Here is a 13,124-nt window from a genome sequence, read left to right as displayed (position 1 = left end):
ACGTAACTCAGTTAAATAGCCTTTTCATATATTCTCCACAGATTTTACTTCATTATAAATTCTTAAAGAATAAAAAAAATAAAACTATGTATCACATAGTTTTATTTTTACCAATTTTACTCTTTATATGTATTTATTTTTTAATTTCAATTTTTTTAATTTCACTTATTTTTATCATTTCTTTAACATTGTTTAATGTAGCTTCTGTAACTTCATCACCTGCTAGCATTTTACAAATCTCTAGTTCTTTTTCTTCTTTTTCCAAAATCTTTATTTCCGTAAAGGTCTTATCATTTTTTACATTTTTCATGACAAAATAGTGATAATCAGATAATACTGCAATTTGTGGTAAATGAGTTATGCATAAAATTTGATGCGTTTTAGATAATTGATACATTTTTTCTCCAACTCTTTGCGCAACTGCTCCACTAATTCCTGTATCTATTTCATCAAAGATTAAAGTTGGTATTTCATCTTTTTCTGCAAATACACATTTTAATGCTAACATTATTCTTGATAACTCTCCACCAGATAATACCTTTTCTAGTGGCATAAGTGGTTCGCCAGGGTTAGTAGAGATTAAGAAAGCAACTTCATCAAAACCTTTTTCATTAAACTCGTCTTGTCTTAAAACACTTATTTCCATCCTTGACTTTTCTAATCCAACAAACGCAAGTTCTCTTAAGATTTTTTCTTCTAAATACTTGCTTTTATCTATTCTAATATCATGAATAATTAAAGCCTGTTCTTCCATTTTTAATAATATTTCTTTTTCTTTTTGCTCTAATTCTTGTATTATCTTTTCTGAGTTTATTATTTCATCATGTTCTTTTTTTATTTTTTCATAATAATTTAAAATTTCCGGAATGCTTGGAGCATATTTTTTCTTATATGAGTTTATTTCATAAATTCTAGCATTTACTTTATCCAAAGCATCTTGATCATAAACTACATCTTCAACCATGTCTCTTATTTCATGACTTACTTCTTCTAAGGCATAAAAAGCTTCTTCAATGGCTTGTTTATTCTTTTTAATTTTTTCAAAATGATTTTCTACACTTGATAATTCTTGAACTATCTTTGAAATTGAATCTATTACATTTCCATCTTCATTTCCACTTAATATTCCATAGGATACAGATAAACTACTATTTATCTTTTCAGCATTAGCTAAAATATTATATTCTTCTTTTAAATTTTCTTCTTCATCAGGCTTTAACTTTGCTTTTTCTATATCTTCTATTTGAAATTTTAAATAATCTAAAAGCTTTTCCCTATCTTGATTACCGCAAATTCTTTTAATTTCTTCTCTTACACCCATTAAGTCTTCTCTTAATTCACTGAACCTAGCCAATGGGGCAATTATTTCATTTCCTACAAATCCATCTAAATATGCTATATGCGTATTTCTTTGTAAAAGTTCTTGATTTTGATGCTGTCCATGTATATCTAAAAGTTTTACTCTTATTTTTCTAAGCTGCGATGTTATTAAACTTTTTCCATTGACTTTGATTAAATTTTTTCCACTAACATGACTTTCTCTTGAAATGATCAATAAGTCCTCATATTCAATATCTAACTCTTCTAAAACTTCATAAACTCTAGACTTTTCAAGCGTAAATAAAGCTTCTACATAAGTCTTATCTTCACCTGTTCTAATAAGATTTTTATAAAACTTTCCACCAAGTACAAAGTCTATCGCATCTATCATAATAGATTTTCCTGCGCCTGTTTCTCCTGATAGTATATTAAACCCTTCGCTAAAGTTTATGGTCATCTCTTCTATTAGTGCAAAATTTTTAATATTTAATTGAATTAGCATATAATCCCACCTTATTCCTATGATGACATTCTTTTTCTTATTTTTTCTACTAAGTCCTCAGCACTTTCTACACTTCTAACTAAAATAAAAATAGTATTGTCTCCCGCTACTGTCCCTGCAATATCAGCACTTTCTAAATTATCAATCGCCTCAGCTGCAATTGGTGCCGAACCTGTAATAGTCTTAATAACTACCATTTTATCTACATTTTCTACTGAAAGTACTGTGTTAACTAAGATATTACTTAATCTATCTATAATATTTTTTTGTTCTCCAGCTGAAACAACATATTTTGACTTTCCACTTGAAGCTTGAATTTTTATTAATTTTAAATTTTTAATATCTCTAGATACAGTTGCTTGTGTTACATCAAAGCCTTCTTTTTTTAATGCTTCTGCTAATTCCTCTTGAGTTTCTATTTCTCTCGAGCCTATAATCTCTAGTATTTTTGTATGCCTTTTTGATTTCATAGTTTATCACCATCACATTCTTTAGAATTATTTAATATTTTACTTCTTAAAACCTTAAAATAGTCGTAATCATCAAATAATAGTAATTTAAAATTCTTATTATTTTTACTTATCTTTACAGATGTTTCTTGAGTAATTCTAATTGATTTTTGCCCATCTACTGTCAAATATATTTTTTCTTCATCATGATCAGCAAATATTTCAACCATACTTTTACCACTTAATACTATAGTCTGCATACTCTTAGTATGAGGACATATAGGTGTTATAGTAATAAGCTCTAACTCTGGAGATATAAATGGACCTCCAGCCGAAAAAGAATACGCTGTAGAACCTGTAGGTGTAGCTACAATGAGTCCATCACCTTTAAAAGTCGTATATATTTTGCCATCAACAAATATTGTGAATTTGACCATTCTTGATAAGGTTCCTCTTGCAAGAACTATATCATTCAAAGCTGTAACTTCTTCTTTTGTATTTTCATCTTCGACTATACAATTTAACATCATTCTATCTACAACATTGTATTTACCTTCATAAAGCTTGTTTAAAGCAAAATCAATGTTTGATATTTCAACACTTGATAAAAATCCTAAATTACCTATATTTATGCCTAAAATTGGTCCATGAAAAGTTTCATTTAGGGAGCGTGCTATTCCTAATAAAGTTCCGTCCCCACCTAATACCACAAGTAAATCAATATCCTCTAAATTTTGTTCACCTATATCAAATGAATTAAAAACCGAAATATCATTTAAATTAAATTTATTTTTAAATTTATTAACAACTCTTTTTAATATTTTATCGTCTTTATCCTTTGATGGATTAATAGCAATTCCAATATTATTCATAGCCCCTCCAAAAGAAGTTAAATTTCTACATGTGATGCTTCAACTACTGTATCTATATCTTCTTTTTTAAAATTACTTTCTTTCTTTTGATCCTTTGTAAAATAAACTAAATATTCTATATTTCCTTCCGGTCCCTTAATTGGAGAATATCCTACTCCTAGTATATTAAGGTTTTGTTCCAAAAGAAAATCAACAATATTATGAACTACTTCTTTATGAGTACTTGCCTCTCTTACAACACCTTTTTTACCAACTTTTTCACGTCCAGCTTCAAACTGTGGTTTTATAAGAGCAACAACTTCACCAGTATCTTTTAAAAGGCCTAAAGTTGCTGGCATTATTTTCTTTAGTGATATAAAAGATACATCAATTGAAGCAAAATCTAAAGGTTCTCCTATATCTTCTAGGGTAACATATCTTATATTAGTTCTTTCCATACAAACTACACGTTCGTCTGTTCTAAGCTTCCAAGCAAACTGTCCATATCCAACATCAACTGAAAAAACTTTTTTCGCTCCATTTTGAAGCATACAATCAGTAAAACCGCCAGTAGAGGCTCCAATATCCATACAAACTTTATCTTCTAATGAGAGCTCATAAGTATTCATTGCTTTCTCTAATTTAAGTCCACCCCTGCTAACATATTTTAAAGTTTCTCCTCTATATTCTATATTAGCAGCAAAACTCACTTTTTCTCCTGCCTTATCTACTTTTTGTCCATCAACATAGACCTTTCCTTCCATGATGCATGCTTTTGCTCGCTCTCTTGAAGTAATTATGCCCTTTTCAACTAAAAGTAAATCAAGTCTTTCTTTTTTTTCTGCCATGTGTATCTCCTTTTAATCATAAAGCTGTATAACAACCTTACTTATGTTATCGCAATCTAATCCATATGCTTTATATAATATTTCTACACTGCCTTGTGAAACAAATTCATCATTGTATCCAAGTGATTTAATCTTACCTTTATAATCTGTTCCAATTAAATAATCTTTAATAGCAGACCCTAATCCACCCTTTAAAATATTATCTTCTATAGTTAGAATATTATATCCTTCTTTTTTAATATTTTCTAGTAAATCTTTGTCAATTGGTTTGATAAAGGTTGCATTTATTACCATTGGATTGATTCCTTTTTCATAAAGTATATCTTTTGCAATCATAGCATGTTGAACCATCTTACCTGTTGCAATTATACATACTTTAGAACCATTGTTTATTATTTCCCATTTACCTTCTTCAACTTCCTTTATTGGAGAAAGATTATTAATAATATTTCCACCTTTAGGATATCTAATAGCAACTGGAGCATTTTTCTTTAAAGCCCATTCCAATAAAACTTCAACTTCTTCTAAACACTTTGGCGCAACTATATGTATATTAGGAATCATGGATAAGTATGATAAATCGTTAATTCCTTGATGGGTTTCTCCATCCTCTCCAACTATTCCAGCTCTATCTATTGCAAATACCACAGGGAGATTTTGAATACAAACATCATGTAAAATTTGATCAAATGCCCTTTGTAAAAAAGTCGAATATACTGCAAATACAGGTTTTAGTCCATTACTCGCCATCCCAGCTGCCAAGGTAACTGCATGCTCTTCTGCAATTCCTACATCAAAAAATCTTTCTTTGTATTTCTCTGAAAAACATTTAAGTCCAGTTCCTTCTGGCATAGCTGCAGTTATTGCTACTATTCGGTCATCTTTAGCTCCTAAATTTACTAATGCCTTCCCAAATGCTTTTGAATAATTATTTTTAGGTGAAACATTTAGTTCTCCACTTTCAAGATCAAAAGGAGCTATAGCATGATATTTACTTGGACTTTCTTCTGCTAGAGTATATCCCCTTCCTTTTTGAGTCAAAACATGAATTATAACTGGTTCATTAATTTCTTTAGCTTTTAATAACACCTCTGTCATAGAAGCAATATCATGACCATCAATTGGGCCAATGTATTTTACTCCAATATTTTCAAAAAACATAGAAGGAACCACCAGCTGTTTAATGCTATCTTTAACTTTTGATATCTTTCCTGCTATATTTTTTCCTAAATTTGAAGTATCTAACGATGCATGTATACCTGTTTTCAATTTATTATAACTTGGATCTATTCTAAGCTTATTTAAATACCTAGACAATCCTCCAACATTTTTTGATATGGACATTTGATTATCATTTAATATAATAATCATCTTTGTCTTTCTAAATCCAACATCATTGAGCGCTTCAATTGACATTCCACCAGTTAAAGCTCCATCTCCTATTACAGAAATCACATTATATTTTTCTTTCTTTAAATCTCTTGCTCTTGCAATTCCAAGTGCTGCAGATATTGAAGTACTACTATGTCCAGTATCAAAAGAATCGTATTTACTTTCATTTCTCTTTGGAAAGCCGCTCATACCATTATATTGTCTAAGTTTTTCAAACTTATCTTTTCTACCAGTCAAAATCTTATATACATAACTTTGATGTCCAACGTCCCACACTATTTTATCATTATCAAAGTTAAATACTTTGAACAAACTTAAAGTAAGCTCTACAACACCTAAATTAGATGCCAAATGTCCTCCAGTTTTGGAAACACTATCTATTAAAAATCCCCTGATTTCATCACTTAGTATATTATAATCATCATCATTAAGTTTTTTTAAATCTTCTGGGAAGTTTAATTTATTCAATAATTTCATTACACTCATTCCCTTTGTTAATTTTCTCTATTTAAAAGATTATACGTTAAATTTACTAAGTATTCAGCATTAACACTTAAATTATTAAGAATTGTTATACATTCTTCAGTTAATGATTCACATAAATCAATACACTTTTCTAATCCAAAAACTGATATAAAATTGGTTTTATTATGCTCTTCATCTGCATGTGTATTTTTTCCTAGCTTATTCTTATCACCAACAACGTCTAAAATATCATCTTTTATTTGAAATACTAAACCAAGCTTCTCTCCATACTTTTCAAACATTTCCAAGTCATCTTTTGGTGCATCTGCTAAAATAGCGCCTGCAACTATTGATGCTTTAATGAGAGCACCTGTTTTTTTTGCATGCATATATTCTAACTCATCTTTAGAAATTTCTTTTCCTTCTGAAACAATATCAACAACCTGACCACCTATCATACCTTCTGCTCCAGCAGCAGCAGCTATTTCATGGGCTGCTAATAATGAATTTTCTTTATTTTCCAAAGCAAATTTCATCATAATTATCATAGCTTCATTTAATAATGCATCACCTGCAAGTACTGCAATATTTTCTTGAAATTTTATATGATTTGTAGGTTGACCCCTTCGTAAATCATCATCATCCATACATGGTAAATCATCATGAATCAATGAATAAGTATGTATCATCTCAATTGCAGCTGCCATTGGAATAACTTTATTATAATTTTCTTTGTATATATAATAAGTTAAAGCTAACAATATAGGTCTTATTCGTTTTCCTCCTATATTTAAACTATAGCTGCACGAATCATATATAACTTTATTGTATGTACCTTTATTTATAAAGTAATCTTTTAAATAACTATCGATATCTTGCTTTAGATTATTTATCTCCATCTCCATCATTAAACTCCACTTCTTTTTCCTCTTTAATTATAGAAATTTTAGCCTCATATGAATCTAGTACTTTATAAATCTTATTTATGAGCTTAACACCTTCCTCATAAGACTTCATAGACTCTTCTAGATTCAACTCATCATTTTCTAAATTATTCAAAATTTCTTGAAGCTTAATTAGCATTTCTTCGTAACTCTCTTTTTTAGCCATGATTTAAACTCCTATTCTAATGTTGTAAAATTCCCTTTTGTTTCGCCATCTTTAAGAATAATCTTTATTTCTTTACTTTCCTTTAACATCTCTTTTGATGTTATTAAATTGTTATCATTATCTTCTATTATAGCATATCCTTTAGATATAACATTAATAGGATTATGAGCAAATAGCAAGTTATTTAAATTTTCTATTGCACTCTTCTCCTTCTTAAGTTTTGCCTTAATTACAAATCTTAGTCGTTCTTGCAATTTATCTAATTCCAAATATGAATTAGATATCTTAGCTATAGGAGAATTCAGCTTCAAAAGCCTTTCTGCACCACTTAATTCAATTTTACAGCTTTGCAATTTGCTATCTATCTTTTTATCTATTCTATTCGATATATCACTTATTTTATCTCTTATATCACTACTTAAAGGAACTGCAATTTCAGCTCCCTGAGATGGCGTTGCTGCTCTTACATCTGCTACAAAATCACAAATTGTAAAATCTATTTCATGACCAACTGCTGAAATTATAGGTATTTTTGAATTATAAATTGCTTTAGCTAACTCTTCTTCGTTAAAATTCCATAATTCTTCGATTGATCCACCACCTCTGCCAACTATTATTATATCAACAGAGTTCTTTTTATTGAAATATTTTATACCTTCAATTATTTCCTTATAGGCATCTATGCCTTGAACCTTTGCTGGATATAAAACCAAATCAACTAAATTACTTCTTCGCGTTGCAACATTAATAATATCCCTGATAGCTGCTCCTGTTGACGAAGTCACTATTCCAACTCTTTCAGGATATTTAGGAAGAATTTTTTTATGAGCTTCATCAAAGTAGCCTTCTTTAGATAATTTTTCTTTAAGCTTTTCAAACTTAACAAAAAGATCACCTATACCTTCTTTGCGTATTTCCTCACAGTATAGTTGAAAACTACCAGTAGCTGGATAAATTGAAGCTCTTCCTTTAATTATAACTTCCATGCCTTCTTCTAATGCAAACTTAAGTAGCATTGCACTACTTTTAAACATAACACAATTAATTTTTCCATTATTATCTTTAAGAGAAAAATATATATGTCCACTGCTATGATATTTTAAATTAGAAATCTCTCCTTTTACAGAGAGATTACTTAAAATGAAATCATTGTCTAACATTCTTTTAATATAATTAGTAACCTCTGAAACTGTTAACGTCTTAATATTCATTTTCTTTTAACGCCTCACATGCATTTTTAATCAATAGAGTTGTAGTTAATGCACCAACTCCACCTGGAACTGGTGTCAAAAGGCTACACTTATCTATTACTTTATCAAAATCCACATCTCCAGTTATTTTTCCTTCAAAAGAAGAAGTTCCAACATCAATTACTACTGAATTTTCATTAACATAGCTTTCATCAATAAATTTTGGCTTACCAATTGCTACAACCAAGATATCTGCACTTTTGCAAACTTCTTTTAAATTTTTAGTTTTTGAATGACAAATAGTAACAGTTGCATTTTCATTTAGCAAAAGTTGTGCTACTGGTTTACCTACAATATTACTTCTTCCAAGAACTACAACATTCTTTCCAGTAATATCTATATTCAGGCTTTTAATCAATGTTACTACAGAGTTAGGTGTACATGGCAAAAATCTTGGCTCACCCATATATAATTTTCCTTGGCTTTCAAATGTAAGACAGTCTATATCTTTGTTAGGTGATATTTCTTTAATAATCTTCTTTTCGTCAAACTTATCTGGAAGTGGTAATTGAAGTATTATACCTTGAACACTATTATCTTCATTTAATTTATGTATTTCATTTATAACCTCTTCAGCATTACAAGACTCACTTAAAGTTACTTTTAAAAATTCCACTCCAAGAGATGTAGCTACTTTCTCCTGGCTAGACATATAATAAATTGATCCCCCATCGTTTCCAACCAATATTGATGCAATTTTAGGTGCAGCAAGTTTTTTTTCTTTTCTTGCTGCTACAAATTCTTTTATTTCGTCTTTTATTTTTAATGCAACTTCTTTGCCATTAATAATTTGCCCCATTGATAATCTACCTACTTTCTAGTTTATGTTACTGGTTATTTCAAGCTATTGCTAAAATTTGAAAATCACTATTATTTAATTTTATCAAGCACTCCATTAATGAAGGATACACTTTTTTCATCTGAATATCTTCTAGTTATTTCTAATGCTTCATTTATAGCAACGTTTCTTGGAACTGTTTCATCATGTAATAATTCAAAAGTTGCAAGTCTTAATATACTTAAATTTACTTTAGATATTCTTTCTAGTTTCCAATTATGTAAGTTAACTTCTATAACTTTATCAATTTCTTCTTTATTAGTTTCAACTCCATTTAAAGCTTGTTTTATGTAGTCTAAATCAATATCCTTTATATTTCCTTCATAATTTTCTGTGAAACCTTCCATTGCTTCTTCAATTGAATCCTTGCTTAACGTGATTCCAAATAATAACTCCATTGCTTTTTCTCTTGATAATTTTCTATTCATATATTTTATAATTCCTCCTAAATATGTATCAATAATCTAAAGTATATTTTTAATTATACACAATTTTAACTTGTTTTAAACTATCTATTGTTCGCATAGAAACACCCTCTGAGAATTTCAGAGGGTGAAAATCAAACTAATTAGATTCATTTTCTTCCTTTTTTGGCAAATAAATATTTTGAACAGAAACATTCACAGCTTCTACACTTAATCCAGTCATAGCTTCAACAGTTTTCTTAACATTCTCTTGAACTTGTGCTGCAACATCCATTATTTTTCTGCCGTATTCAACTGATATATTCATATCTATAATTGCCTTATCTTCTTCCAAAGTTACTTTACTAGCTTTTGCAGTATTTTTCTTGCCTTTAAATATACTAGTCAAATTGTTTGTTACACCTACTTGACTATCTAATATTCCATCAATTTCTTGAGCAGCTATTCCAGCAATAACGCTTACCACTTCATCGGAAATTTTAACAACTCCAGTATTTTCTTCATGAATTAAATCTTCCATGTTACTTAACCTCCTAGGTTTTGCAATAACAAAACATGATAATCTTTTGTCTATTATATCAAATATAATTTAACATTACAATTATATTATGGTTTTTCTACTATTTTTGAACTTGAATTATTACATCTTTTATTTTTGATGTATTTTGAACTATTTCTTGAATTGCTACAGTTTCATTTTCTTGTAGAGGATTTTGAGATTTAACGATTACTGTTGCCTTTTCTCCTTGTAACATACATAAAGCATCCTCATATCCTTTATTTTTAATACCAAGCTCAATTCTACCCTCATAATCCCTTGCCATTGTTTTTTGATTCAATTCTTTTGTAGCTTCTGCTTTTTGTTCTTTTGAGGTATTAGAATCAGAAATAATTTGATTTAAAGTTTGAATTGTTGATGAGTCTTTTTGCTCTCTATCACTTTTAGCTTCATAAAAATTATTTTGTTGATTTAAAGCTTGCGCATCTTGATCACTATTAGCCTTATCAGTAGATAGTACTTGGCTTAAATCTGTTGGATCATTTAATCCTCCCTTATTAAGCTTAGCTGCTAACATACCTACACATAATATTAATGCTAATAATGTAAAAATAATCCCACATTGTTTCTTTGTCATAATAATCTTCCTCCCATTCTTTTTCTTTAAAATTATATGCTACTTCTTCATACTATATACATTAACCTTATCTAAACTTAAGTTATATAGTTTAGATACAGCTTGTTGTATTTCATATTTAATTTTGCTATTCTCAGCACCTTCCGCTAAAATCATAACACCTATAAGTTTAGGTTTATAGGTTGTTAATATAAACGGCTCATTATTTCCATCCTTTGTTGTCATTACTACCTTTGACGAATCATTATTTTGATTATTTACGCGTTTTCCACCCTCAGTATCGGTTTCCTCAGTAACAGATTTTTGACCATTTTTATCATATGCAGGAATCTTTTCTTCTCCATTTTCAAAAGTCATCATTACCTCAACATCACCAACTCCATTCATCTTCTTTAACATATTTTTCAAATTGTTCTTTTGATTTTCTTCATAATTTTTTTCATCTTCTTCATTTACAATATTTGAAGTGTTTACATCATCTTTTTTATTTGTCATTGTTGATAATTTATTTGGGCTAAAATTTTTATTGGTATCTAAAAATACATCCATGGCAAGATAGACAAACAATAGAATTATACAAACTGCTATTAGACTTTTTATTTTTTTTTGCCCTAATAATTTATTAAGCTCATTCTTAAATTGATTTTTATCCATTTGATTCCCCTCCTATTCCTCTAATTTATATATTTCAATTTTCTCTTTAGGTATATCTAATTGATTTGAAATATAGTTAACCACTTCAGAATATTCTTCATTTTCTTCTTTATTATCAGTCTTTTCCTTGTTAATCCTAACTTTTTTTATCTTATTTACTTTGCTATCAGCTATCCCTATTCTTAGTTTTTTAATATTAAAAGTTATATTATTAAAGTCAACATCACACTCCAATTCACTTTTAAAAGTCATCTCCTTAAATTTATTTTTAAGCAAATCCTCACAATTTTTATTAAAATTCCTTATAAACAGTTCTTTCTTGGTATCTTCTTTTCCATTGTTCTTCAATGTACTCACATTATCTGATTTAAATTTATTTTGGTTATCAGTAAAAATTTCCTCATAGCTTTTAATGCTATTCACTATTTCCTTGTCCCCATTAGATAAAAACTTAACTATAGGGCTTAAAATTACAGATATAAGGATTAATCCTAATACAAAATTTACATATTTCTTCATTTTATTGCTTGGCACCATTATCTCTACAGCACTAATAAATATTAGAACAGTTACAATTGTTATAACAATATTCTTTAAAACGTCTATAAACATAATTTATCCTCCAACAATAAACCTTCCTGAAGATGCTATGATGCCAATTAAAATAAAAAACATTAATGTTACAGTTAAAATACAAGATATTATTAATACCATAGAGTTTCCAGCAGCTTCTATTGATTTTGTTAACCTTGAGTCACTTATTGGCTCAACTAATGCTGCTGACAATTTATAAATTAGTGTAATTAGCATAAGCTTTACTATTGGGTATAGTAAAATTAGAATTATTACAATTAACCCAATTGAGCTTATAGCATTTTTTATTATTAAAGAATATCCAGCAACTGAAGTAATTGCATCTGAAAATGCCTTTCCTACTATAGGAATAAAATTATCTACTGCAAATTTTGCTGTTTTAAGAGTTACAGCATCAATAGTACTAGATGTAATCCCCCTAATTGTCAATATTCCAATAAAAATAGTCACAATAATTCCTTGAAACCAAATAGTAATTTGCTTAAATAGTTTACATAAATTCGTTATTTTATGTTCATTTGAAATATTATTTGCAAATTCTAATACAAATACCATCAGTATCATTGGAATTATAATATTTGAATACACCTTTGGTATAAAAACAACTGCTCCAAGAACTATTGGATCCAAAGTAGTAGCAGCAGTAATTCCACCTGACAGAGAAATCATAGTTATTAGTACTGGTAAAAGTGCACTCATAAAATTTGATATGTCATTTATTACAGCCTTTGCAATTGAAATTGATATAATAAAGCTTCTTGATAAAACTATTATCATAAGTACATAACATGCGTAAAAAGCAATTTGTGAAATGCTTTCATCTGAAAATGCTTCTTGAAGATTTTTCAGCAATGAACATATTATTGCTATTGTCACTATTGATACCATAAGTTTTAATACTTCTTTAACTTCCTTAAAAACTAAACTAGTTACTGCATTAAACATAGTATTTAAAGAAATATTTCCCTTACCGTCTTTAATATAAGCTTTAATATATTCAGCAGGTTCTAGATTATTCATAAGTTCAACATCTGTCTTCATTTTACTTATATAATCATACAAATTATTTAATTTTTCTTTTGCATCACCATTTAATTCATCAATATTAGCTTCTTTGTCTATAGCTTTGGTATCTTTACTCTTGTCATTGGAGTTTACATTATATTCAGCCGCATAAGCCAAATTATTTTTTTCAAATGTATAGTTAGAAATGAAGCTTGCAACTATAGTAATTGCAATACTCATTATTACCAGCAAAGTAATCCTTTTTGTCATCTTCATAATACACAC

15 protein-coding genes are annotated in these 13,124 nt (G+C 28.7%); all 15 read right to left on the bottom strand.

The features are described from left to right. Positions 1-133 precede the first annotated feature (133 nt). Positions 134-1,822: a DNA repair protein RecN gene (gene recN, locus CSPA_RS13420; protein ID WP_015392836.1), complete on the bottom strand. Its 1,689-nt coding sequence runs from the start codon at positions 1,820-1,822 to the stop codon at positions 134-136. Positions 1,823-1,839: 17 nt separating this feature from the next. Beyond that, a complete protein-coding gene (locus CSPA_RS13415; RefSeq protein ID WP_015392835.1) occupies positions 1,840-2,292 on the bottom strand; it encodes an arginine repressor in 453 nt (150 codons plus the stop codon). Further along, a complete protein-coding gene (locus CSPA_RS13410) occupies positions 2,289-3,143 on the bottom strand; it encodes an NAD(+)/NADH kinase (protein WP_015392834.1) in 855 nt (284 codons plus the stop codon). The genes CSPA_RS13415 and CSPA_RS13410 overlap by 4 nt, the downstream gene beginning before the upstream one ends. Before the next feature lie 17 nt (positions 3,144-3,160). Continuing rightward, positions 3,161-3,970, bottom strand: a complete 810-nt coding sequence (locus CSPA_RS13405) for a TlyA family RNA methyltransferase (protein WP_015392833.1) — start codon at positions 3,968-3,970, stop codon at positions 3,161-3,163. Positions 3,971-3,982: 12 nt separating this feature from the next. Beyond that, positions 3,983-5,839 (bottom strand): 1-deoxy-D-xylulose-5-phosphate synthase, encoded by a 1,857-nt coding sequence (gene dxs / locus CSPA_RS13400; protein ID WP_015392832.1) that lies wholly within the window; start codon positions 5,837-5,839, stop codon positions 3,983-3,985. Positions 5,840-5,856: 17 nt separating this feature from the next. Continuing rightward, a complete protein-coding gene (locus CSPA_RS13395; protein ID WP_026106393.1) occupies positions 5,857-6,726 on the bottom strand; it encodes a polyprenyl synthetase family protein in 870 nt (289 codons plus the stop codon). Next, the gene (locus CSPA_RS13390; protein WP_015392830.1) at positions 6,713-6,937 is read right to left on the bottom strand and encodes an exodeoxyribonuclease VII small subunit; all 225 of its coding nucleotides are present in this window, start codon (positions 6,935-6,937) and stop codon (positions 6,713-6,715) included. The genes CSPA_RS13395 and CSPA_RS13390 overlap by 14 nt, the downstream gene beginning before the upstream one ends. An 11-nt stretch (positions 6,938-6,948) precedes the next feature. After that, positions 6,949-8,148 carry an exodeoxyribonuclease VII large subunit gene (xseA, locus tag CSPA_RS13385; RefSeq protein WP_015392829.1) on the bottom strand — a complete coding sequence of 400 codons (1,200 nt, stop codon included), beginning with the start codon at positions 8,146-8,148 and terminating at the stop codon, positions 6,949-6,951. Further along, a complete protein-coding gene (locus tag CSPA_RS13380; RefSeq protein ID WP_015392828.1) occupies positions 8,138-8,986 on the bottom strand; it encodes a bifunctional methylenetetrahydrofolate dehydrogenase/methenyltetrahydrofolate cyclohydrolase in 849 nt (282 codons plus the stop codon). The genes xseA and CSPA_RS13380 overlap by 11 nt, the downstream gene beginning before the upstream one ends. 71 nt (positions 8,987-9,057) lie before the next feature. Next, positions 9,058-9,453, bottom strand: coding sequence for a transcription antitermination factor NusB (gene nusB / locus CSPA_RS13375; RefSeq protein ID WP_015392827.1), 396 nt, complete (start codon positions 9,451-9,453; stop codon positions 9,058-9,060). 136 nt (positions 9,454-9,589) lie between these two features. After that, positions 9,590-9,970 carry an Asp23/Gls24 family envelope stress response protein gene (locus CSPA_RS13370; protein ID WP_015392826.1) on the bottom strand — a complete coding sequence of 127 codons (381 nt, stop codon included), beginning with the start codon at positions 9,968-9,970 and terminating at the stop codon, positions 9,590-9,592. 100 nt (positions 9,971-10,070) lie between these two features. Further along, positions 10,071-10,586 (bottom strand): SpoIIIAH-like family protein, encoded by a 516-nt coding sequence (locus CSPA_RS13365; protein WP_015392825.1) that lies wholly within the window; start codon positions 10,584-10,586, stop codon positions 10,071-10,073. A gap of 39 nt (positions 10,587-10,625) precedes the next feature. Next, positions 10,626-11,240, bottom strand: a complete 615-nt coding sequence (gene spoIIIAG / locus CSPA_RS13360; protein WP_015392824.1) for a stage III sporulation protein AG — start codon at positions 11,238-11,240, stop codon at positions 10,626-10,628. 12 nt (positions 11,241-11,252) lie between these two features. Beyond that, positions 11,253-11,852, bottom strand: coding sequence for a stage III sporulation protein AF (spoIIIAF, locus tag CSPA_RS13355; protein WP_015392823.1), 600 nt, complete (start codon positions 11,850-11,852; stop codon positions 11,253-11,255). A 3-nt stretch (positions 11,853-11,855) separates the two neighbouring features. Beyond that, positions 11,856-13,115, bottom strand: coding sequence for a stage III sporulation protein AE (gene spoIIIAE, locus CSPA_RS13350; protein ID WP_015392822.1), 1,260 nt, complete (start codon positions 13,113-13,115; stop codon positions 11,856-11,858). Between the last annotated feature and the right edge of the window lie 9 nt (positions 13,116-13,124).

Origin of the sequence: Clostridium saccharoperbutylacetonicum N1-4(HMT), assembly GCF_000340885.1 — a bacterium.
Classification (GTDB): domain Bacteria; phylum Bacillota; class Clostridia; order Clostridiales; family Clostridiaceae; genus Clostridium; species Clostridium saccharoperbutylacetonicum.
This window is presented reverse-complemented; position numbering and strand designations above follow the sequence as displayed.